The organism is Mesorhizobium sp. B264B1B, from assembly GCF_020165765.1.
In the GTDB taxonomy this organism is placed as follows: Bacteria; Pseudomonadota; Alphaproteobacteria; order Rhizobiales; family Rhizobiaceae; genus Mesorhizobium.
This window is the reverse complement of the sequence record NZ_JAIUIS010000026.1, coordinates 16,870-38,798: the sequence shown is the minus strand read 5'-3', so window position 1 is coordinate 38,798 and position 21,929 is coordinate 16,870. Positions and strand designations below refer to the sequence as shown.

The window sequence follows — 21,929 nt, the reverse complement described above, 5'->3', positions numbered from 1 at the left end:
CCCTCTCAAGCGTGGGAGTAGTGGAGCAGCGTCCATTCGTCGACGAAGACACGGTCCCGCGGATGGACGACGAGGGTGGTGGCGGGGTGTTCGATGATGGCCGGGCCGGTCACCTCATGCCCCGGCAGCAGAAGATCCATCTCGTAGAGATCGGCCTTGTGCCAGCGGCCGCCAATATAGGCCTCGCGCACGCCCTTGTGCGCGGATGCGGGGCTTGAGGGGCCGAGCGGCCGCTTGAGCAGCACGGGCTTGACCTTGTCGGCGGTGGCGATCAGGCCGAGCTCGGTGATCGAGAAGCCGGCTTCGCCATAACGCGAGACGCGATGGTTGACCTTGGCGTAGACCGCCTCGAACTCGTCGATGACCTTGTACATGTCGCCGGCCGAATTGATCGCCGAGAGCGGCGCCATCACCTCGACGTCCTCGAGCTGGCCGGTATAGCGCATCATCAGGAACGGCACCGTCCTGATCTTGTCCAGCGCATGACCGTCGGCCACCATCTCGTCGACCGCGGCCCTGGTGAGATCGTCCCAGACCGCAGTCACTCTGGCACCGAAGGCCAGCAGCTCGGCCTCACTCGCCCGCGCGCCGATGTCGATCTGGGTCGATACCGAATGCCGGCGCATGAAATCCGCCGTGGTGCAGCCGAACGCGGAGAAGGCGGCGGCGAACTGGAAGGTGATGATATCCTTGAAGCCGATGCCCCTGGAGCAGCCGGCCAGATGCAGCGGCCCCGAGCCGCCATAGGAAAGCAATGTGAACTCCGAAGGGTGGATCCCCTGGCCGGAGATGACGCGGCGCAGCGCGTTGTTGGCGTCTGCTTCCAGCATGTCGATCATGCCTTCGGCGGCTTCATCCACGCCGACGCCGAGCAGACGGGAGCACTTTTCCTCGAAGGCCTTGCGCGCCTTCTCGACCTGCAGCACGACCTTGCCGCCGAGGAAATAATGCGGGTTCAGCCGACCGAGGATGGCGTCGCAATCGGCGATGGTCGGCTCGGTGCCGCCCCTGGCGAAGCAGATCGGGCCGGGGTCGGCACCGGCGCTTTCCGGCCCGAGCGAGACTTTCTTCGTCAGCGGATCGACCTTGAGGATCATGCCGGCGCCGGCGCCGATCGTGTCGAGATGCAGCGTCGGCACATTGAGCTTGAACCGGTCCATCAGCGGCTCGTTCTCGATCCGTGTCTGGCCGCGCGTGATGACGCCCATGTCGAAGGAGGTGCCGCCCATATCGGAGCAGATCAGCGAGTCATTGCCTATCAGCTTGCCGACATAAGCCGCGCCCAGAATGCCGCCGATCGGACCCGAGATCATGGTTTCGTGCAGGCGCGGATGATTGATCGAGGTGAGGCCGCCGAAGGAGAGCAGCGTCTGGACGCCATATCTGAAGCCGTATTTCTTCGAGACGTCCTCGATCCCCTTGAGCTGCTTGCGGCCGCGCGAGGTGGCGTAGGCCTCGATCAGCACCGAGTTCAGCCGCGACTGCTCGCGGATGACCGGGCGCACCTCATGGCTGCTGTAGACCAGGATGTCGGCTCCGGCGGCGGCGATCTCCTCGCGGCAGATCTCGGCGATGCGCTTCTCATGCACCGGATTGACATGCGAGAAGATCGTCATGATGCAGACCGCCTCGACCTTGTCGGCGATCAGCTTTTTCGCCGCGGCACGGACCTCATGCTCATAGAGCGGCAGGATGATGTCGCCGAACTGGTCGATGCGCTCGGTGACGCCGTGAGTGCGGCGGCGCGGCACCAGCGGATCGGGATGATGATGTGTCACAGCGTGCAGCCGGTCGGCATAGGAATAGTCGGCCCAGGCCTGCAGGCCGCGACCCATCAGGATCATGTCCTCAAGGCCCTTGGTGGTGATCAGGCCGAGTTTCCTGCCGGTGCGCGACAGCAGCGTGTTGAGCATGCCGGTGCCGGAATAGAGCACCACATTGACGCCCGAAAACAGGGCCTCGAGCGAGATGCCCCAGGCGTCCGCCGCGTCCTCGGCCGAGGCGAGGAACCCCTCGGCCTCGTTCTTCGGCGTCGTTGCCGACTTGCCGATCTTGAAGCGGCCGTCCTGATCGACAAGGATGGTGTCGGTCATGGTGCCGCCGGCGTCGATGCCGATGACGATGGGATTGGTAGAGATATGGTCCACGGGTCGCCTTCCCTTGCCGAGCATGACCACAGGCTAGATTCGCGGGACCGGATCGCGCCATATGCCTAAAGGCACAATGACGGGCGGGAGCTCGTCGCCGAAAAAGAGGCATGCGCATGGGCAACATCTGGGCGCCGCTCGCCATGGCGATCGCCGCCACCGGCACCGACAGGCATGTCGACTGCCTGATCGACCTGATCGGCGCCGACATCGCGCATGACCTGGTGACGGTGACGCGCTACTCGGCGACGCAGACGCCGCAATTCGTCAAGCACCGGCGCTTCTCCGACGAGATGGTGCGGCGCTACCTTGATAATTATTACGTGTTCGACCCCTTCTACGCTTCCTGGCGGCGCGAGCGCCGGCTGGGCATCATGCCGCTCAAGCGGCTGGCCGACGACGAGGCCAAACGCGGCCAGTACATAGCCGGCTTCCTCGCGCAATCGGAGATATGCGATGAAGTCGGCATCATGCTGGCCGATGGCGGCGACTGGTGCCTCGGCATTTTCCTCGATCGCTCGACGACGGCGTTCAAGGACAGCGAGATCGCCCTGTTGACCGAGCGGCTGCCGGTGTTCGAGGCGCTGCACGCGCTCGACATCAAGGCGCGCGGAAGCGATTTCTCGCGCAGTTCGGCGCCGTCCAGCCCCGGCGCCTCACCGCGCCAGCAGCCCACAATCCCGGCGAGCCTATGGCCGGAACTGTCGCTCAGGGAAAGAGAGCTCGTGCAATTGATCCTGGCCGGCCATCCGACCGCCAACATTGCCGAGCGGCTCGGCATCACCGTCGGCACGGTCAAGAACCATCGCCGGCGCATCTATGAGAAGCTCGACATCACCACCGAGCGGGAATTGTTCCTGCAGTTCTTCCTGTTCCGCTCGGACAAATAGGCCCGGCGCTGGTGGCGATGGTGCAAGCGCTGGGCAGGCAGATCGAGGGGAGCCCGGCATAACGCGCCTCAGGGATTGGCCCAGACGATCGAGGTGCATGCCGGCTTGAACTTGGCCGGCGGCGACCTCACAGTCACCCCCGAACATGGTTTCGCCGAGCGGAGCCGATTTGCGCCAGGACAGGGGAAAATGAGATGCCGACGATTCTCGCGGAACGGTTTGCCGGACGCTCGGCGGTGATTACGGGCGGCGCATCCGGCATCGGCCTCGCCGTCGCACAGAGGCTGGTCCAAGAGGGCGGGCGCGTTTCGGTTTGGGACCGCGATCGCGCCCAGATCGAAGCGGCCAGGGCTTCGATCCCGACGCTGCATGGCCAGACCGTCGATGTCGCCGACCCGGCGGCGGTGGATCGGGCGGCGCGGTCGACGATCGAGGCGCTTGGCGGGGTCGACATCCTGATCACCAGCGCCGCCATCACCGGTCCCAACATGACCGCCTGGGACTATCCGGTGGAGGACTGGCGTCTGGTCATCGACATCAACATCAACGGTGTCTTCTACTGCAACAAGGCGCTCGTCCCGCACATGCTGGAGCGCGATTACGGCCGCATCGTCAACATCGCCTCGATCGCCGGCAAGGAAGGCAATCCCAACGCTTCCGCCTACAGCACATCCAAGGCCGCGGTGATCGGCCTGACCAAATCGCTCGGCAAGGAACTGGCCAAGACCGGCATAACCGTGAACTGCGTCACGCCGGCGGCGGTGCGCACGGCGATCTTCAAGCAGATGAGCCAGGAGCATATCGATTTCATGCTCTCCAAGATACCGATGGCGCGCTTTGGCGAGGTCGACGAGGTGGCGGCGCTGATTTGCTGGATCGCCTCGGAGGAATGTTCGTTCACGACGGCTGCCGTCTTCGACGTCTCCGGCGGCCGCGCCACCTACTGATGTGGTGCGGCGCTTTCCGGCTGGCGGCAAGCAACTACAATTGCGCGTGAGGAAGCAACCAACGGAGCTGGACAAGCGTACAATGGCCGAAGCCGGAACCCGGCAACGGCAACAATGAGGGCGAAGACATGACCATGCGTGACAGATCGGCCCGCGCGCAATTCCTGCACCTTTCCCCGGCAATCGCGACGACCAGACCGGAGCTTGCCGCATTTGCTTAAAGTCGAGCCTGCCATCCTGTCGGACGACGACCTTCTGGATCGTTTCCAGCGCGCGGCCTTCGGCTATTTTCTGGAAAACGTGAACCCCGAAAACGGGCTGGTCGCCGACACGTCGCGGCCGAATTCACCGGCCAGCATCGCGGTCGTAGGCTTTGCGCTCTCCTGCTATCCGATCGGGGTCGAGCGCGGCTGGATGGCGCGGGAAGCAGCGGTGGAGCTGACGCTCGCCGCGCTGCGTTTCTTCTGGACCAGCACGCAAGGCAGTGGCGCTGACGTCACCGGCCACAAGGGTTTTTACTATCATTTCCTCGACATTCGCACCGGACTTCGGGTGTGGCGCTGCGAACTGTCGATGGTGGATACGGCATTGCTGATGGCCGGCATTCTCGTGGCGGGCGCCTATTTCCGGGGCGACGATGACGAGGAAGCCGAAATCCGCCGGCTGGCCGAGGCGCTCTACCGGCGCGTCGACTGGCGATGGGCGCAAGGCAGCAGTCCGACGTTGCGACAGGGCTGGAAACCGAAGAGCGGCTTTCTCCACTATGGCTGGGAAGGCTACAATGAGGCGACGATCCTCTATGTCCTGTCGATGGCCTCGCCCGACAGCCCGACGTCCGACGACAGCTACGCGGGCTGGACGGCGACCTATCAGTGGGAAAACATCTACGGCTACGACGTGCTTTATGGCGGTCCGTTGTTCATGCACCAGTTCTCTCATGCCTGGATCGATTTCGCCGGCATCCGCGACGCTTTCATGCGCGAGAAGAATTCGGACTATTTCGAAAACAGCCGCCGCTCGACCTACCTGCACCGCGACTATGCTCGGCACAATCCGTATGGCTATGACGGCTACGGAGAGAACCTCTGGGGGCTTTCGGCCGGGGACGGACCGGGCGGCTTTCGCAGCAGCATACAACGGCGGCGGCGCCGGTTTTCCGGCTACGTCGCGCGCGGTGCGCCCTTCGGGCCGGACGACGGCACGATCGCGCCGTGGTCCTATCCGGCGTCGCTGCCTTTTGCGCCTGATATCTGCATGGCGGCGCTGCGCCATCTCGCGGATCGCTACCCCCAGGTGATCGACAATTTCCGGCTGCCGAGCGGCTTCAACCCGACGCTGGCCAACCGGCGAAAATTTGGCCGCTACGGCTGGGTGTCGGAAGGCCATTTCGGCCTCGACCAAGGCATCGTGGTGATGATGATCGAGAACCACCGCTCGCGCCTGGTGTGGGAGCTGATGCGTTCCAACCAGTACATCCGCCGCGGCCTGAACAAGGCGGGGTTCACAGGCGGATGGCTGTCGCAGTCGGCAAGCCCGGATGGCCGCGATGTCGCTTGAAAGGACGAAAGCTGCCGGTTTTCCGGCCGACCACAATGATGTCGAGTTGGTCAGGGGCGCCCATCCGCCGCATTGGCGAAACCCGCCGCCCACCGGAGCATACAATCTCGTCGTCGTCGGCGCCGGGCCGGCCGGCCTGACGGCGGCGAGCGAAGCGGCAAGCCTCGGCGCGAAAGTGGCGCTGATCGAACGCGGGTTGATCGGCGGCACGTGCATCAACACCGGCTGCATCCCGTCCAAGTCGATCATCCGCACATCCAGGCTCTATGCCGACATGCGCGATGCCGAGAATTTCGGAGCCGATGCGCCGGACCATCTTCGCGTCGATTTCCAGCGCGCGATGACCAGGATGCGGCGCATCCGGCAACGGATCAGCCATGCCGACAGCGCAGAGGCGCTTGCTGCGCTGGGCATCGACGTTCATTTCGGCGAAGCCCGGTTCGACGGAAGCGATTGCGTGACCGTCGCGGGAACGACGCTGCGCTTCCGCAAGGCGCTGATCGCGACAGGCGCGAGGCCGGAGTTTCCATCCATTCCCGGCCTGGTCGAGGCCGGCTATCTCAGCAACGAGACGATGTTCGACCTTGTCGACTGCCCGAAGCGGCTGCTGGTCATCGGCGGCGGGCCGCTTGGCTGCGAGACAGCGCAGGCCTTCTGCCTGCTCGGTGCGAAGGTCATCCTGGCGCAGAGCGATCCGATGTTCCTGCCCGGCGAGGAACGCGACGCCGCGCAGATCCTTTCGGAGGCGCTGGCGCGCGAGGGGGTCGAGGTCCGACTGAACACCGAAGTGGTGGCGGTGCGCAGGGAAGGCGACAAGAAGCTCGCCGATCTGGTGCGGGACGGCGACACGACGACCATTTCCGTCGACGAGATCATCACCGGCATAGGCCGCTCGCCCAATGTCGACGGTCTTGGCCTCGACGAGGCGGGGGTTGCCCACGATGCCAAAGGCATCAAGGTGGACGATTATCTCAGGACCTCAAACCCGCGCATCTATGCGGCGGGCGATGTCTGCCTCGACTACAAATTCACGCATACCGCTGAAGCAACAGCCCGCATGGTCGTGCAGAACGCCCTGTTTCTCGGGCGCAAGAGGCTGAGCGAATTGGTGGTTCCGTGGTGCACCTACACCGATCCGGAAATCGCCCATGTCGGCCTCTATCCGGTGGAGGCTCGCCGCGACGGCATTCCGGTCAAGACCTATACGGTGCTGATGCACGATGTCGCCCGCGCGGTGATGGACGGCGAGGAAGAGGGTTTCGTCAAAATCCATGTCAGGGAAGGATCAGACCGCATCCTCGGTGCGACCGTGGTCGCCGCCCATGCCGGCGAGATGATCAACGGGGTGTCGCTGGCCATCAGGTCGGGCATGGGATTGCACGCGCTGGCCGACGTCATCCATCCCTTCCCGACACAGGCGCAAGGCATCAAAATGGCCGGCGACGCTTACCGGCGAACGCGGTTCACCCCTTTGTGGAGACATCTGGCGGCACGCTGGCTGGCGTGGTCCAGGCGATGACGCTTGTGTCCCCTCGGCGTTGGCGCGGGCTTCAGCCGTGCAGGTCCCGCGAAATCGGCGGGCCGACCGAAAAGCCGGTGAAGGTGACCTCGAAGCCTTCGCGCTGCGGCGAACAGCACATCATGCCGACATCGACCGCCTTCGAGACCGGGAAGTAGGCGAGCCGCACCGGCTTCCAATGACCATCGGAGACATCCAGATACTGGACGCGGATAGTCTCGGCATGGCGGGTCACCCGGATCCTAACGCCATCCGGACCGGCCGGAATGGTGGCCAACGACCAGTCCGAGGCATCGTTGGTGACGACGACCGAGAAATACATCACGCCGTCGGTGTATTCGATGCCGGCCTTGATCCAATGCGTTTCGCTGAGGCGGAGCATCAGCCCCGCCTGGTCGTAGAGCACCTCATAGCGTCCGGTGACGGTGACTTCCGCGGTGAAATCGCCCTCTACGCGCTTGTAGAGGAAATGGCCGTTGTCGCGCCAGAAACCGTAAAAAGTCTCGCGCCAGAAATCCGTCTCCTTGCCGGTGCGCACATGAACCGCATCGCCGTCGATGGAATGATGCGGCGGCGGATTGAGCCAGGTCAGATCCTTGTCTTGAACTGTCATCGCCTTGTCTCTTGGTGCACGCGAAGGCTTCGCCGGCCCGGTCAGCCGGCGCCCCGATCAGCCTGCAAACGTGTAGGCGGTCTTCACGGTGGTGTAGAATTCCATGGCGTATCGGCCCTGTTCGCGCGGACCGTAGCTCGAGCCCTTGCGGCCACCGAAGGGAACATGGAAATCGACACCCGCCGTCGGCAGGTTGACCATCACCATGCCGGCCTCCGAATTGCGCTTGAAATGCGTGGCGTGCTTGAGGCTGGACGTGCAGATGCCGGACGTCAGTCCGAATGGCGTATCGTTGGCGACGGCGAGCGCCTCGTCATAGTCCTTGACGCGGATGACGCTGGCGACAGGTCCGAAAATCTCCTCTCGCGAGCTGCGCATGGCGTTGGTGGCATCGGTCAGCAGCGCCGGCCGCAGGAAGAAGCCCGGCGTCTTGCGGTCAAGCCGCTCGCCGCCGAAGGCGAGCGTGGCGCCTTCCCTGACGCCGATGGCGATGTAGTCTTCGTCCTGCTTGAGCTGCGTCGCATCGACGACGGGACCGATCTGGGTCTGCGCGTCGAGCGCATCGCCGACGACCAGTTTGTCCATCCGTTCCTTGAGCGCTTCGACGAAACGGTCATGAATGCCGTTCGTCACGATCAGCCGGGACGAAGCCGTGCAGCGCTGACCGGTCGAGAAGAAAGCGCCGTTGATCGCGCAATCGACAGCCGTAGCGAGGTCGGCATCATCGAGCACCACCAGCGGGTTCTTGCCGCCCATTTCGAGCTGGAACTTGCGCATGTGCTCGACGCTCGCCGCGGCGACGCGCTTGCCGGTGCCAACCGAGCCGGTGAAGGTGATGGCGTTGATGTCCGGGCTGTCAAGCATCGCCTGGCCGACCACCGAGCCCTTGCCCATGACGAGGTTGAGCACGCCCTTGGGCAGGCCGGCACGGTGCAGTATGTCGACGATGGTCCAGGCGCTCTCGGGAACGAGATCCGCCGGCTTGAAGACGATGGTGTTGCCGTGGGCAAGCGCCGGAGCGATCTTCCAGGCGGGAATGGCGATCGGGAAGTTCCAGGGGGTGATGATGCCAACCACGCCGACCGCTTCGCGCGTGATCTCGACACCGACGCCCGGCCGCACGCTAGGCACGACTTCGCCCGAGAGGCGCAGTGTCTCACCGGCGAAGAAATCGAAGATCTGGGCGGCTCGAATGGTCTCGCCAATGCCTTCGGCCAGCGTCTTGCCTTCCTCGCGCGCAAGGTTGCGGCCGATCTCGTCCTTGCGCGCCAGGATCTCGTCCGACGTCTTCTTCAGCACCGCGTGACGGACCAGCAGACCCGAGCGCGACCAGGCGGGAAAGGCCGCCTTGGCCGCGGCGATCGCCTGTGCCGCCTGTTCGACACCTGCGGAAGCGTATTCGCCGACGATGTCGCCGGTATCGGACGGGTTGATGTTGCGGGAGCCGGCATCGCCGACCCACTCGCCGTCGATGAGGTTCTGTCGAAGCGGTGCCATGTCGTGTCTTTCCTGCTGGTTCGCCGCGCGGCGGCATCTGTGTGATTTGTATTTGCCAGACAATTGCGCTGCGGGAAAGCACGCTTTGCGCGGACGGCCGCGACAAAGTCTCTCGGTTCGCGGCCCCGCGCGACCTGCTGCCCGCAGCGCATCGCCCTTGGCCCAACAGGTTCGGCGACACATCGTTCCAATCACCGCGAAACGGGTCTGTACACATGTGTCCATAGTCTTGATTTGCCCGGGGCGGCGTGTCATGCGTCGTGCCGATGGAAGCCACCGACACGACAACCCAGCGCGCCGGCGCCACCGGCAACATCAAGGTCACCCGGGAAGACTGGCTCAAGCTCGCGCTTGAAACGTTGATTTCGGACGGCGTCGAAAGCGTCCGTGTGCAGACGCTCGGCCAGAAGCTCGATGTGTCGCGTTCCAGTTTCTATTGGTACTTCAAGAGCCGCCAGGACCTGCTCGACCAATTGCTGGATTATTGGCGGCAGACCAATACAAGATTCATCGTCGAACGCGCCGCGCGGCCTTCCGCGACCGTCATCCGCGGGGTGATGAGCATCTTCGAGTGCTGGGTGGACGAGAAGCTGTTCGATCCGCAGCTGGATTTCGCGATCAGGGCGTGGGCCCGGCGATCGCCCGCCATCAGGCGGGCTCTCGACGAGGCCGACGAGGAGCGCGTCGACGCCATTCGCGACATGTTCAGGCGCCACGGCTATGACGAGGAAGACGCCTTCGTGCGCGCCCGCGTGCTCTATTTCATGCAGATCGGCTACTACTCGCTCGAGCTCGACGAACCGATGAGCAGCCGTCTGCCGCACGTCGCGTCCTATCTGCGCAGCTTCACCGGCCAGGAGCCCACGGCGCAGGACGTCGAGGATTTTTCGCGCTATGTCGAGGAAACGCTTTCGCGCCGCCGTTAGCAACAGCCGCCGCTTTCACACCGCGGCAAGAACTAGACATATATGTACAATGGCATTACGCCTCAGTCATTGAACCCAACCTCTTCAGACGCCATGACCAGACGCTATTCCGCTTTGTCGCTCTTCAGGGAAGGCCTCGCCGGCCAGACCGGCTGGGAGCCGGCCTGGCGCTCGCCCGAGCCGAAGCGGTCCTACGACGCGGTCGTCATCGGCGGCGGCGGCCACGGGCTGGCGACGGCCTATTACCTGGCGAAGAATCACGGCATCGCCAGAGTAGCGGTTTTGGAAAAGGGCTGGATCGGCAGCGGCAATACCGGCCGCAACACGACCGTGGTGCGCTCCAACTATTACTATCCGCAGAGCGTCGAGCTCTATGGGCTGGCGCACCGGCTCTATGAGGGACTGTCGAAGGACCTCAACTACAACGTCATGCTGTCGCAGCGCGGCATGGTCAGCCTGTGCCACTCGACCGCCGAAATGGAGATCGGGGCACGCACAGTCAATGCCATGCAGATCAACGGCATCGATGCGGAGCTGTTTTCGCCCCAGGATGTGCGCCGGGTGGCGCCGATCTACAATTTCACGGCCAATGCGCGCTTTCCCGTGTTCGGCGGCATCTGGCAAAGCCGCGCCGGCACCGCGCGCCACGACGCGGTCGCCTGGGGTTATGCACGGGCCGCGAGCCGACTCGGCGTCGACATCATCCAGAACTGCGAAATCACCGACTTCATCGTCGAGGGCGGGCGCTGCCGCGGCGTCCAGACGACGCGTGGCGCCATCCGCGCGGACCGCATCGGCATGGCCGTGGCAGGACATTCCTCGGTGCTGGCGGCCAAGGCCGGCTTTCGGCTGCCGATCAATTCCTATGCGCTGCAGGCCTGCGTAACCGAACCGGTCAAGCCGATCCTCGACACGGTGGTACTGTCGCCCGGCACGGGCGTCTATGTCAGCCAGTCCGACAAGGGCGAGATCGTCATCGGCGGCGGGCTCGACCGCACTCCCTCCTATGCCCAGCGCGGTAACCTGCCGACGCTGGAGGGGGTGATCGCGGGGCTGTTGGAAATGTTCCCGATCTTCGGCCAGTTGAAGCTGATGCGGCAATGGGCCGGGATCGTCGACGTCGTGCCGGACTCCTCGCCGATCATCGGTCAATCGCCACTGCCCAATCTGTTCCTCAATTGCGGCTGGGGCACGGGCGGCTTCAAGGCGATCCCCGCCGGCGGCACGCTTCTGGCGAACCTTTTGGCAACGGGCAGGCACAACGACATCAGCCGCCCCTTCGATCTCGACCGCTTCGCCAGCGGGCGGCTGATCGACGAAGCGGCTGGTTCCGGCATCGCGCATTGATGCATGTCGCGCAAAAGCGCCGAGCGGCCTTAGGGCAACGACATGCATAAAGACGAAGACTGAGGTTTGCCATGCAGCTTTTCCCTTGCCCGTTCTGCGGCCCGCGCGACGAGACCGAATTCCACTATGGCGGCGATGCCGGCAATGTCAGGCCTGATGGCGCCGAGGTGCCGATCGAGCATTGGGCCAACTATCTCTATCTGCGCTCCAACCCAAAAGGCGCGGCGCGCGAGATATGGGTGCATATGAACTGCGGCGAATTCTTCGTCATGGAGCGGGACACGGTTACGCACAAGGTGCTGTCTTCGGTTGCCCTGGGCGGGGAGCACGCGGCGTGACCGCCTCGCGCCTTAGCACGGGTGGCAGCGCCATCGACCGCTCGCGCCCGATCCGCTTCAGCTTCGACGGCGCCACCGTGCAGGGATTCGCCGGCGACACCATCGCCTCCGCGCTGCTGGCCGCCGATGTCGCGGTCGTCGGCCGCAGCTTCAAATACCACCGGCCGCGCGGCATCTGGGGCGCGGGCGTCGAAGAGCCGAACGCGCTGGTGGATATCAGCGGCCCGCAGACGACGCCGAACACGCGTGCGACGACCGAGCCGACGCGCGACGGGCTGGTCGCCAAAAGCGTCAACGCGACACCCAATGCGCTGGCCGACCGCAACGCCTTCCTCGACCGCTTTTCCCGCTTCATTCCGGCCGCCTTCTACTACAAGACCTTCATGTGGCCGGACTGGCACATGTTCGAGCCACGCATTCGCGCCATGGCGGGACTGGGTCAGGTAGACAAGGACTGGACGTCGCCCGGCCGGGCCGACCAGATCAACCACCATTGCGACGTGCTGGTGATCGGCGCCGGACCGGCCGGGCTGGCAGCGGCAAGGCTGGCGGCCGGCGCAGGCCGGTCCGTCATGCTGGTCGACGACCAGCAAAAGCCCGGCGGATCGCTCGGTCACCGAGTTGGCGAGATCGACGGCAAACCGGCCGCCATCTGGGTCGAGGAGACGGTTGCGGGGCTTTCCGCCGGCGGTCACCTGGTCCTGCCTTCGACCACCGCTTTCGGTATCTACGACCATAATCTGGTCGGGCTTAACCAGCGGCATTTCGACGGCCGGCCGGACACGCTGTGGCGGGTCAGGCCGCGCCGGATCGTGCTGGCGACGGGCGCCATCGAGCGGCCCCTGCCATTCGCCAACAATGACCTGCCGGGCATTCTCTCGGCGGACGCAGCGCTCAGCTATCTCAGGCGCCATGCGGTGCTGGCCGGCCGCCATATCGTCGTCGCCGCAAACAATGACAGCGCCTATGAAGTGGCGGAGGCGGCCGCCGAGGCTGGCGCCGACGTCACGCTTGTCGACATCAGGCGCGACGGTATGCCCGCCGCGCCCGCCAACGTGCGGATGCTCAAGGGCCGCGCGCTCACCGCCGCGGCCGGCAAGCTGCGCGTCGAGGGTGTGATGCTGGACGACGGCACCAGGCTCGATGCCGATTGCGTGCTGGTGTCGGGCGGCTGGACACCGACCATCCATCTCTTCGGCCAGGCCAAGGGCAAGCTCGCCTGGAGCGAGGCGCGCGCGGCCTTCCTGCCGGGCGACCCGGTCGAGGCCATAGCGGTGGCCGGAGCTGCCGCCGGCGCGGTTTCGTTGTCGGAGGTATTCGCCGGTTCGCAGAAAGCCGTCGCGTCGCTCGGCCCGACGAAGGCAGCAGTGCCGCGCAGCAGCGGAACGGAGGCGACCAGCGGGATAGTAGCGGCATGGCCAACGCCGGGTTCGAAGGGACGCATCTGGATCGATTACCAGAACGACGTGACGGTGAAGGACATAGAGCTGGCGGCGCGCGAAAATTTCGTCTCGGTCGAACATCTGAAGCGCTACACGACGCTCGGCATGGCGACCGACCAGGGCAAGACCTCCAACCTGCCGGGCCTGGCGCTGATGGCCGGGATCACCGGCCGCACGGTGCCGGAAGTCGGCACCACGACCTATCGTCCGCCGTTCACGCCGGTTCCGCTGGCGAGCTTCGCCGGCGCGCGCAGCGGCGAACTGATGGCGCCGGTTCGGCGGCTGCCGCTGGAGAGCGTGCATCGTGCCAGCGGCGCCGTGTTCCAGGAGTATGGCGGCTGGCTGCGCCCGGCCTATTATGGGGGCGGCGATGCGGATCGCTCGATCCAGGACGAGGCCCGTCGCGCCCGCCAGTCCGTCGCATTGTTCGATGGCTCGACGCTGGGCAAGATCGAGGTGATCGGACCCAAGGCGGCCGCGTTCGTCGATTTCGTCTATTACAACACGATGTCGACGCTGAAGCCGGGCCGCTGCCGCTACGGCTTCATGTTGTCCGAGAATGGCGTGGTCTTCGATGACGGCGTGCTGGTGCGGCTGGACGAGCATCGCTTCGTCGTGTCGTGCTCGTCCTCGCACGTGGCCGCCGTGCATGCGCGACTGGAGGAGTGGCGCCAGGACCGGTTCGGGCGCGGCGCCGTCTACATCCACAACGCCACCGCGGAAATGGCGACCCTGACCGTTTCGGGACCGAACGCCCGGAAACTGCTCGAGACGGTTGATCTCGGCCTTTTGCTCGAGGATAGCGAGCTGCCGCACATGGCGGTCGGCCAGGGCAGCTATGACGGCGACGAGGTGCGCATCACCCGCGTCAGCTTCACCGGCGACAGAAGCTATGAGATCTCCATCCGGGCCGATCGCGCCGAGCCTTTGTGGGCGCGCCTGCGCGATGCCGGGCAGGCGTTCGATGCGGTTGTCATCGGCCTCGAGGCGCTGATGATCCTGCGCGCCGAGAAAGGCTTCATCGTGATCGGCAAGGACACCGACGGCACCACGCTGCCGCACGACCTCGGCGTCGGGGGCCCGCGGGCAAAGCGCCAGACCGAATTCGTCGGCCGCCGCTCGCTGTTCACCGAAGAGGCTTCGCGCGGCGACCGCATGCAGCTGGTCGGGCTGGCGGTCCCGTCCGGCGAAGCGCCGCTGCCAACTGGCGCGCATGGCATCAAGCGTAGCGGCGGCAAGCTGCGCAGCCAGGGCTTTGTCACATCGAGCTACCGGAGCCCTACGCTTGGCCGGCCGGTTGCGCTCGGCCTGATCGAGCGCGGTGCGGCCCGCCACGGCGAAACGATCGAAATCCAACATCTCGGCAAGGCGATGACGGCGACGATCGCCGCTCCTTGCGCCTTCGACCCGGCAGGAGACCGGCTCAATGCGTGATCTCGCGCAAAAATGGCCGGCAGCGCCGGAGTGGCAGTCGGCAACCATCGTTGCGCAGAATCTCGAAGTGCGTACGATCCCGGGCCTTCATCAATTGCTGGTCAGCGGCGATCTCGACGCCTGGGCGCGGATATCCGGCATGGATGGCAACGGCGTGGGCGCCTTTGGCAGCGCGCAAGGTGACCGCTATGCGGCGCGTCTGGCGCGCGACCGCCTGCTCGTCGTGTCGAGCACACCGCTCGCCATCGCCGCGGGTTGGCACGCGGAAGGTTTCGCGGTGACGGCGATCAGCGCTGGACTTCATGTGTTCGAGGTCAAAGGCTCGGCCATCGACGCTTTCATCGCGCGCGGATCAACGCTTGACCCAAACAAGGAAAGCGCCAGTGCCGCACTTTCCTTCGCCGGCGTCAGCGCTATCGTCTACCGCCACCGGGACAGACTGCGCATCCATATCGATCGCGGCCTGGCATCCTATCTCTGGACGTGGATCGAAACGGCTCTCAGAGCGTGAACGACCAGAACAGGCAGGCCAGCGTGGCCGCCGCGAAGACAACGAAAAACAGACTGCGCAAGAGCACGTTGCGGCGAAGCTCGTTCATGACGAAGTGGCAACCGACGATAGCCACCGCAAACAGGAACCGCCAGTTCAGCAGCGCCCATAAGGCGTCGCGCTGGCCGAATGCCCATCTGGCGACGAGACAGCCTACGATGGAGGCAAGGAGCACGATCACGGTCCAGAAGATGGCATCGGCTGCATGGGTGAGCACGATGCTGGCGGCTCTGATCGGCAGGATCATCATCAGCAGCGCGCTGAAGAAATAGACGGCGGCGAGTGGTATGAACATCCCGGCATCGGCAATGCCGTCGAGGCGCCTGACGCCGATCGCACCGTAGGGATAGCCATGCCTGGCAACCACCAGGCTCAAGGCCATGAGCAGCGCTGCCAGTACCGCGACCAGGGCGAAGGACGTGAGGGCTTTGCTCATGACGGTCCCGTTCAAAGCGAATCAAACAGGAACCGTTTTAGTCAATGGCCGCATATTGCGTAAGCACCGGCGCGCCCGACGGCAGTGAAATCGGCAGCCAGCACCGCGCTGCGCCGCCGGCTCATCCTCACTTGCCAATCTATTCGGCGACGACGCTGCCCCTGGAGCGGGCGGCCAGAACGAAATCGACCCCGTCGACCACTTGAGCGGCGCGCATCAGCCTACCGCGCGCAGCGATGTCCGACGCTAAATCCGGTTTCTAAAACCTGAAAATTGGAAAAGAGACTGTTTGGTGGAGCCAATCGGAATCGAACCGACGACCTCTTGAATGCCATTCAAGCGCTCTCCCAACTGAGCTATGGCCCCACTTCCGGCAGTCAACCGGCGCCGTTTCCGGCGAAGAGATCCGGCGCGGGTTGGAGACCGCGCCGTTAGTGCAGGCGGCTTCTAACCCCGCCCTTCGTCAATATCAAGCCTTCATCAGCGGCTTTTTCTTCACAAGCTGCGAAAGCCGGCAAACGCTTGCGTTCCTGGCCTTGTCAGACCTCGTCGTCGTCGTCGCCGACGCCGATCATGTCGGCGACATCGTCGTCTTCTTCCTCTTCGTCGGCGAGGAACGTATCGTCCTCGTCGTCGCCCAGGTCGACATCATCCTCGTCGTCGCCGAGATCGGGCAGATCGTCGCCCTTGACGTCTTCGTCAGCCTCTTCGAGCGAGACGACTTCAACGCCCTCCTCGTCCTCGGCGTCCACTTCCTTCTCGGCCACTTCCTCTTCCTCCTCGAGGGCGGCGATCTTGCCTTCCTCGAAATAGGAACGCGGATAGGTCTTGCCGGTATAGGGCGAGACGATCGGGTCCTTGTTCAGGTCGTAGAATTTTCGACCCGTTTCAGGGTCGATACGCTTTGTGCCAAGTTCGGTTTTTGCCACGGCAAGCCTCGTCGATAAAAGAGTGGTCCCCTTAACCACTGTTTGCAGCGCTGTCAAAGCCAAAAGCCGGCGTCACAAAACCATGCGTTGAAAGGCCTAGCATCAAGTGACGACCATGGGGGATGACCATTTCGGCCCACCGTGATACGAGACCGCCGCAACAAATGAAAAGCGCCGGCCCGCCGGCATTCCGTCCAGGGAAATTCCATGTCTCACGCCGCCGCTTCCAAGCCGGCCACCGCCCGCAAATGTCAAGCGCTTTCCGGTACGGCGCGCGTGCCGGGCGACAAGTCGATCTCGCACCGCTCCTTCATGTTCGGCGGGCTCGCCTCCGGCGAGACCCGCATCACCGGCCTGCTCGAAGGCGAGGACGTGATGCGCACCGGCGCCGCCATGAAGGCGATGGGCGCACATATCGAGAAGCGCGGCGACGAATGGGTGATCCGCGGCACCGGCAACGGCGCGCTGCTGCAGCCGGAAGGGCCGCTCGACTTCGGCAACGCCGGTACCGGCTCGCGGCTGACCATGGGGCTGGTCGGCACATATGACATGGAAACGACCTTCATCGGCGATGCTTCCTTGTCAGGCCGGCCGATGGGCCGCGTGCTGGAGCCGCTGCGCCAGATGGGCGTGCAGGTGCTGAAGGCAACGCCCGGCGACCGCATGCCGATCACGCTGCATGGACCAAAGCATGCCGCCCCGATCACCTATCGCGTGCCGATGGCCTCCGCGCAGGTGAAATCGGCGGTGCTTCTCGCCGGCCTCAACACGCCCGGCATCACCACCGTCATCGAGCCTGTTATGACGCGCGACCACACCGAAAAGATGCTGAAAGGCTTTGGCGCCAATTTGTCGGTCGAGACCGACGAGCGCGGCGTGCGCCATATCTTCATCGAGGGCCAGGGCAAGCTCACCGGCCAGACGATCGCCGTGCCGGGCGACCCATCCTCGGCCGGCTTCCCGCTGGTGGCCGCGCTGATCGTGCCGGGTTCCGACATCGTGATCGAAAACGTGCTGATGAACCCGACCCGCACCGGGCTGCTTTTGACTTTGCAGGAGATGGGCGGCCAGATCGAGATCTTGAACCCGCGCAATGCCGGCGGTGAGGATGTCGCGGACCTGCGCGTGCGTTATTCCGAGCTGAAGGGGGTCACCGTGCCGGCCGAGCGGGCGCCGTCGATGATCGACGAATATCCGGTGCTGGCCGTTGCCGCCAGCTTCGCCGAGGGCGAGACGCTGATGCAGGGGCTGGAGGAACTCAGGGTAAAGGAATCCGACCGGCTGTCGGCGGTCGCCAATGGACTGAAGCTTAATGGCGTCGACTGCACAGAGGGTGAGACATCGCTCGCGGTGCGCGGAAAGCCCGGCGGCAAGGGGCTCGGCGGCCATCCCAATGGCCCGGACACGACCGTGCAGACCCATCTCGACCACCGTATCGCCATGAGCTTCCTGGTGATGGGGCTGGCGACTGAGAAGCCGGTGACCATCGACGACGCCAACATGATCGCGACAAGTTTCCCGGAGTTCATGAGCCTGATGACAGGGCTGGGCGCGGAGATTGGGTGAGAGTTGATGGGTTGGGGCCAAACTGAAATGCCGGCAGGACAGCGCCCCCCTCTGTCCTGCCGGACATCTCCCCCACAAGGGGGGAGATCAGCCGTCATAGCGGCCTTCGCAAATCGCCCGCGTTGCAGAAGTGAGCGAGGCGTCGGAACTGCCAATCTCCCCCCTTGTGGGGGAGATGTCCGGCAGGACAGAGGGGGGCGCGACGGATCGCAAGCTCTCTCCGGACCGCTACGCTGTTCGGTTTCAGGTATGCTGGCCTGCCAATGACACACGTCTTCACCATCGCCATCGACGGTCCGGCCGGAGCCGGCAAGGGCACCCTCGCCCGGCGTCTGGCCGATCACTACCGACTGAACCTGCTCGACACCGGCCTCACCTACCGTGCCGTCGCCCATGCCTTGCTGCGGCTTGGCTTGCCGCTCGACAATGTCTCGGCGGCCGAGACGGCCGCGCGCCAAGTCGACCTGGCGAAGCTCGACCGGGCCGTCTTGTCGGCGCATGCTGTTGGCGAAGCGGCCTCGAAGGTCGCGGTGTTTCCGACCGTGCGGCGCATCCTGGTGGAGAAACAGCGCGAGTTTGCCAAATCCCCCCCGGGCGCCGTGCTCGACGGTCGCGACATCGGCACCGTGGTGTGCCCCGATGCCGACATCAAACTCTATGTGACCGCGAGCGCCGAAGTGCGGGCAAGACGCCGGCTGGCCGAGATCGAGAGCATCGGCGGCACGGCTGATTTCACCGAAATCCTCGCCGATATCCGGCGCCGCGACGGGCGCGACATGGGCCGCGCCGACTCGCCCTTGAAGCCTGCCCCCGACGCGCACTTGCTTGATACCAGCGAAATGGCTATAGAAGCCGCGTTTCTCGCGGCCAGAGCTGTCATCGACGACGTGCTGTCCAAGGGAAACAAGGCCTGATCCGGGTTTTTCCTCGTGCTTCCGTTGCTGGAGGCGAAGAAAATACCCATATCGGGCACGAACCAGCCTGCCAGCATTCTTCATGCGCCGGACTTGCCGCCTTAAGCGGCCAAGGGCTCTTTGCCCGGAACGCCGGCAGGCCAACGCAACGCTAACCCACGGCGCACGCTCCGCTAAAGATGCGGGGCATTCCAGGAGAAACAATGTCTGTAGCAAATCCCTCTCGCGATGATTTCGCGAGCATGCTCGAAGAATCATTCACCGCCGGCCATTCCGGCGAGGGCCAGGTTGTCCGGGGCACGATCACCGCGATCGAAAAGGACATGGCCATCATCGACGTCGGCCTCAAGGTCGAAGGCCGCGTGCCGCTGAAGGAATTCGGCGCCAAGGGCAAGGAATCCACCCTCAAGGTCGGCGACACGGTCGAAGTCTATGTCGAGCGCATCGAGAACGCGCTTGGCGAAGCCATGCTGTCGCGCGAGAAGGCTCGCCGCGAAGAGAGCTGGGTGCGTCTCGAAGAGAAGTTCACCAAGGGTGAGCGCGTCGAAGGCGTCATCTTCAACCAGGTCAAGGGTGGCTTTACCGTCGACCTCGACGGCGCCGTGGCGTTCCTGCCGCGCAGCCAGGTCGACATCCGCCCGATCCGCGACGTCTCGCCGCTGATGCACAACCCGCAGCCTTTCGAGATCCTCAAGATGGATCGCCGCCGCGGCAACATCGTGGTGTCGCGCCGCACCGTGCTCGAGGAGAGCCGCGCCGAACAGCGTTCGGAAATCGTGCAGAACCTCGAAGAGGGACAGGTTGTCGAAGGCGTGGTCAAGAACATCACCGACTACGGTGCGTTCGTCGACCTCGGCGGCATCGACGGCCTGCTGCATGTCACCGACATGGCATGGCGCCGCGTCAACCATCCGACCGAGATCCTCAACATCGGCCAGACGGTCAAGGTGCAGATCATCCGCATCAACCAGGAAACGCACCGTATCTCGCTCGGCATGAAGCAGCTCGAGAGCGATCCTTGGTCGGAGATCGGCACCAAGTTCCCGATCGGCAAGAAGATCAAGGGCACCGTCACCAACATCACCGACTACGGCGCGTTCGTCGAGCTGGAGCCGGGCATCGAAGGCCTCATCCACGTTTCGGAAATGTCGTGGACCAAGAAGAACGTGCATCCCGGCAAGATCCTGTCGACGACGCAGGAAGTCGATGTCGTGGTGCTCGAAGTCGATCCGGCCAAGCGCCGCATCTCGCTCGGTCTCAAGCAGACGCTGGAGAACCCGTGGGAGGCTTTCGCTCGCAGCCATCCGGTCGGCAGCCAGGTCGAGGGCGAGGTCAAGAACAAGACCGAGTTCGGCCTGTTCATCGGCCTGGAAGGCGACGTGGACGGCATGGTGCACCTTTCCGACCTCGACTGGACCCGTCCGGGCGAGCAGGTGATCGAGGAGTACAATCGCGGCGACATGGTCAAGGCGCAGGTGCTCGACGTCGACATCGAGAAGGAGCGCATCTCGCTCGGCATCAAGCAGCTGGCCCGCGACACGGTTGGCGAAGCGGCGACTTCAGGCGAGCTGCGCAAGAACGCCGTCGTCACCTGTGAGGTCATCGGCGTCAAGGATGGCGGTCTGGAAGTGCGGCTGGTGGAAAGCGGCATCGAGACCTTCATCAAGCGCTCCGACCTTTCCCGTGACCGCGACGAGCAGCGCCCCGAGCGCTTCACCGTCGGCCAGAAGGTCGACGCCCGCGTCATCGCCTTCGACAAGAAGACCCGCAAGCTGCAGGTCTCGATCAAGGCGCTGGAAATCGCCGAGGAGAAGGAAGCGGTCGCCCAGTACGGCTCGACCGACTCCGGCGCCTCGCTGGGCGACATCCTGGGCGCCGCGCTGAAGAAGCAGGGCAGCTAATCGCCCTTTCGCACAGGCCCGAAACAAAACCCCGCCGGAGCGATCCGGCGGGGTTCTTCTTTGTCGGAAACTCGGACGCAGCCCGAGGATCGTCGAAGTCAACTATGCGCGTTATGCGCGACCGTAGAGCGGCACCAGCGTGCCGCTCATCGCCTGGTTGGCGGGCGAGGCAAGGTAGGCGATGGCCTCGGCCGCCGCTTCGAGGCTGACCCATTTGCTGAAATCGGCATCCGGCATGTCGGCACGGTTGGCCGGCGTGTCGAGCGTCGAGGGGGCCACCGCATTGACCAGGATGCCCTGGTGCTTCAGCTCTTCCGCCATGGCCACCGTCATCGCCGCGACCGCTGCTTTGGAGGCGGCATAGGCGACCATGCCCGAGCCGCGGCGCGGATCAAGCCCGGCGCGTGCCGTGACATTGACGACGCGGCCGGCGGTGCCCGCCGCCAGCATGGAGCGCACCGCCGCACGGCTGCACAGGAACGCGGTGCGGGCATTGGTGTCCATCATCTCGGCAAAGGAGGCGGATTCGATCTTCTCCACAGGCGCCTTGGCAAAGCCGCCCGCCAGATGGATCGATCCCCACAGGGCGGGAACCTGGGCATAGAAGGCTTCGACCTTGGCGGAGTCGGAGAGGTCGACATTGTGCGCCAGCCTGACGTTCTCGTGCGTGGTGAAAGGGAAATGCGAAGGTGCCGCGGCATGGGCGTTCGGCACATGGCAGACCGCGCCCTCGCCCAGCAGCTTGCCGACGACCGCGCCGCCGAGCGCACCGGTTCCACCGGTCACAACGATATGCCTGCCCTGAAGTGTTTCCGTCATCCTGGACCGCTCCTGTCTTTTTTTGATTATGTCGCTTGTTTCGCCGCGCCGACGCGAAGCGTCGCGCCTTTCGTGCGATCACTCAATTGATATCTCGACATGGCAGCCGTCGCGTCTTTGCATGTGTCGGGCAGCGGCGATTGTTGCCGCGCAAAAG

Annotated in this window: 18 protein-coding genes and 1 tRNA gene; 12 read left to right on the top strand and 7 right to left on the bottom strand. The window is 64.5% G+C overall.

The annotated features are described in order from the left end of the window. Window positions 1-5: 5 nt before the first annotated feature. Window positions 6-2,171: a hydantoinase/oxoprolinase family protein gene (locus LB547_RS31400; protein WP_140759328.1), complete on the bottom strand. Its 2,166-nt coding sequence runs from the start codon at window positions 2,169-2,171 to the stop codon at window positions 6-8. 86 nt (window positions 2,172-2,257) lie between these two features. Between LB547_RS31400 and LB547_RS31395 the strand changes: the two genes are divergently transcribed. From LB547_RS31395 to LB547_RS31380, 4 genes are all read left to right on the top strand, one after another. Then, window positions 2,258-3,037 (top strand): helix-turn-helix domain-containing protein, encoded by a 780-nt coding sequence (locus LB547_RS31395; protein ID WP_140759326.1) that lies wholly within the window; start codon window positions 2,258-2,260, stop codon window positions 3,035-3,037. 194 nt (window positions 3,038-3,231) lie between these two features. Further along, window positions 3,232-3,984, top strand: coding sequence for an SDR family NAD(P)-dependent oxidoreductase (locus LB547_RS31390; protein WP_140759324.1), 753 nt, complete (start codon window positions 3,232-3,234; stop codon window positions 3,982-3,984). A 213-nt stretch (window positions 3,985-4,197) separates the two neighbouring features. After that, window positions 4,198-5,541, top strand: coding sequence for a glucoamylase family protein (locus tag LB547_RS31385; RefSeq protein ID WP_140497308.1), 1,344 nt, complete (start codon window positions 4,198-4,200; stop codon window positions 5,539-5,541). Further along, window positions 5,531-7,060, top strand: a complete 1,530-nt coding sequence (locus LB547_RS31380; RefSeq protein ID WP_140564971.1) for a mercuric reductase — start codon at window positions 5,531-5,533, stop codon at window positions 7,058-7,060. The genes LB547_RS31385 and LB547_RS31380 overlap by 11 nt, the downstream gene beginning before the upstream one ends. A 31-nt stretch (window positions 7,061-7,091) precedes the next feature. Here LB547_RS31380 and LB547_RS31375 read toward each other — a convergent pair whose 3' ends face one another. Next, the gene (locus LB547_RS31375; protein WP_140759322.1) at window positions 7,092-7,673 is read right to left on the bottom strand and encodes a DUF1349 domain-containing protein; all 582 of its coding nucleotides are present in this window, start codon (window positions 7,671-7,673) and stop codon (window positions 7,092-7,094) included. A gap of 57 nt (window positions 7,674-7,730) precedes the next feature. Continuing rightward, complete coding sequence (locus tag LB547_RS31370) at window positions 7,731-9,170, bottom strand: aldehyde dehydrogenase family protein (RefSeq protein ID WP_140512893.1); 1,440 nt, start codon at window positions 9,168-9,170, stop codon at window positions 7,731-7,733. A gap of 266 nt (window positions 9,171-9,436) precedes the next feature. Here LB547_RS31370 and LB547_RS31365 point away from each other — a divergent pair, with 266 nt between their 5' ends. From LB547_RS31365 to LB547_RS31345, 5 genes are all read left to right on the top strand, one after another. Further along, window positions 9,437-10,096: a TetR/AcrR family transcriptional regulator gene (locus tag LB547_RS31365; protein WP_181177962.1), complete on the top strand. Its 660-nt coding sequence runs from the start codon at window positions 9,437-9,439 to the stop codon at window positions 10,094-10,096. 93 nt (window positions 10,097-10,189) lie between these two features. Continuing rightward, on the top strand, window positions 10,190-11,443 hold the full coding sequence (locus LB547_RS31360; protein ID WP_140759318.1) for a sarcosine oxidase subunit beta family protein: 1,254 nt from the start codon (window positions 10,190-10,192) through the stop codon (window positions 11,441-11,443). Between the two features lie 71 nt (window positions 11,444-11,514). Continuing rightward, complete coding sequence (locus LB547_RS31355; RefSeq protein WP_140559767.1) at window positions 11,515-11,781, top strand: sarcosine oxidase subunit delta; 267 nt, start codon at window positions 11,515-11,517, stop codon at window positions 11,779-11,781. Further along, window positions 11,778-14,657, top strand: a complete 2,880-nt coding sequence (locus LB547_RS31350) for a sarcosine oxidase subunit alpha family protein (RefSeq protein WP_140759316.1) — start codon at window positions 11,778-11,780, stop codon at window positions 14,655-14,657. The genes LB547_RS31355 and LB547_RS31350 overlap by 4 nt, the downstream gene beginning before the upstream one ends. Then, window positions 14,650-15,168 (top strand): hypothetical protein, encoded by a 519-nt coding sequence (locus tag LB547_RS31345; RefSeq protein ID WP_140759314.1) that lies wholly within the window; start codon window positions 14,650-14,652, stop codon window positions 15,166-15,168. Before LB547_RS31350 ends, LB547_RS31345 begins: the two co-directional genes overlap by 8 nt. Here the strand turns inward: LB547_RS31345 and LB547_RS31340 are convergent. From LB547_RS31340 to LB547_RS31330, 3 genes are all read right to left on the bottom strand, one after another. Then, window positions 15,158-15,643 carry a hypothetical protein gene (locus tag LB547_RS31340; protein WP_140759312.1) on the bottom strand — a complete coding sequence of 162 codons (486 nt, stop codon included), beginning with the start codon at window positions 15,641-15,643 and terminating at the stop codon, window positions 15,158-15,160. The genes LB547_RS31345 and LB547_RS31340 overlap by 11 nt on opposite strands. A gap of 290 nt (window positions 15,644-15,933) precedes the next feature. After that, a tRNA-Ala gene (locus LB547_RS31335) sits at window positions 15,934-16,009 on the bottom strand. Between the two features lie 173 nt (window positions 16,010-16,182). Then, window positions 16,183-16,572 (bottom strand): TIGR02300 family protein, encoded by a 390-nt coding sequence (locus tag LB547_RS31330; RefSeq protein WP_140497238.1) that lies wholly within the window; start codon window positions 16,570-16,572, stop codon window positions 16,183-16,185. A 207-nt stretch (window positions 16,573-16,779) separates the two neighbouring features. Between LB547_RS31330 and aroA the strand changes: the two genes are divergently transcribed. The 3 genes from aroA to rpsA all read left to right on the top strand — a co-directional run bounded on the left by aroA (window position 16,780) and on the right by rpsA (window position 20,953). Next, a complete protein-coding gene (gene aroA, locus LB547_RS31325) occupies window positions 16,780-18,138 on the top strand; it encodes a 3-phosphoshikimate 1-carboxyvinyltransferase (protein WP_140497241.1) in 1,359 nt (452 codons plus the stop codon). A 263-nt stretch (window positions 18,139-18,401) separates the two neighbouring features. Beyond that, entirely contained in the window at window positions 18,402-19,052 is a 651-nt protein-coding gene (gene cmk, locus LB547_RS31320) for a (d)CMP kinase (protein WP_140759310.1), read from the top strand. Window positions 19,053-19,255: 203 nt separating this feature from the next. Further along, a complete protein-coding gene (rpsA, locus tag LB547_RS31315; RefSeq protein WP_140497246.1) occupies window positions 19,256-20,953 on the top strand; it encodes a 30S ribosomal protein S1 in 1,698 nt (565 codons plus the stop codon). Between the two features lie 111 nt (window positions 20,954-21,064). On the opposite strand, the gene LB547_RS31310 is transcribed toward rpsA, so the two are convergent. Next, window positions 21,065-21,772 carry an SDR family NAD(P)-dependent oxidoreductase gene (locus LB547_RS31310; protein ID WP_140497248.1) on the bottom strand — a complete coding sequence of 236 codons (708 nt, stop codon included), beginning with the start codon at window positions 21,770-21,772 and terminating at the stop codon, window positions 21,065-21,067. Between the last annotated feature and the right edge of the window lie 157 nt (window positions 21,773-21,929).

Bases quoted from the DNA above. Each gene is read 5' to 3' on its own strand.
- LB547_RS31400 (WP_140759328.1), bottom strand. From the start codon at position 2,171: ATGCTCGGCAAGGGAAGGCGACCCGTGGACCATATCTCTACCAATCCC.
- LB547_RS31395 (WP_140759326.1), top strand. From the start codon at position 2,258: ATGCGCATGGGCAACATCTGGGCGCCGCTCGCCATGGCGATCGCCGCC.
- LB547_RS31390 (WP_140759324.1), top strand. From the start codon at position 3,232: ATGCCGACGATTCTCGCGGAACGGTTTGCCGGACGCTCGGCGGTGATT.
- LB547_RS31380 (WP_140564971.1), top strand. From the start codon at position 5,531: ATGTCGCTTGAAAGGACGAAAGCTGCCGGTTTTCCGGCCGACCACAAT.
- LB547_RS31375 (WP_140759322.1), bottom strand. From the start codon at position 7,673: ATGACAGTTCAAGACAAGGATCTGACCTGGCTCAATCCGCCGCCGCAT.
- LB547_RS31370 (WP_140512893.1), bottom strand. From the start codon at position 9,170: ATGGCACCGCTTCGACAGAACCTCATCGACGGCGAGTGGGTCGGCGAT.
- LB547_RS31365 (WP_181177962.1), top strand. From the start codon at position 9,437: ATGGAAGCCACCGACACGACAACCCAGCGCGCCGGCGCCACCGGCAAC.
- LB547_RS31360 (WP_140759318.1), top strand. From the start codon at position 10,190: ATGACCAGACGCTATTCCGCTTTGTCGCTCTTCAGGGAAGGCCTCGCC.
- LB547_RS31355 (WP_140559767.1), top strand. From the start codon at position 11,515: ATGCAGCTTTTCCCTTGCCCGTTCTGCGGCCCGCGCGACGAGACCGAA.
- LB547_RS31345 (WP_140759314.1), top strand. From the start codon at position 14,650: ATGCGTGATCTCGCGCAAAAATGGCCGGCAGCGCCGGAGTGGCAGTCG.
- LB547_RS31340 (WP_140759312.1), bottom strand. From the start codon at position 15,643: ATGAGCAAAGCCCTCACGTCCTTCGCCCTGGTCGCGGTACTGGCAGCG.
- aroA (WP_140497241.1), top strand. From the start codon at position 16,780: ATGTCTCACGCCGCCGCTTCCAAGCCGGCCACCGCCCGCAAATGTCAA.
- cmk (WP_140759310.1), top strand. From the start codon at position 18,402: ATGACACACGTCTTCACCATCGCCATCGACGGTCCGGCCGGAGCCGGC.
- rpsA (WP_140497246.1), top strand. From the start codon at position 19,256: ATGTCTGTAGCAAATCCCTCTCGCGATGATTTCGCGAGCATGCTCGAA.
- LB547_RS31310 (WP_140497248.1), bottom strand. From the start codon at position 21,772: ATGACGGAAACACTTCAGGGCAGGCATATCGTTGTGACCGGTGGAACC.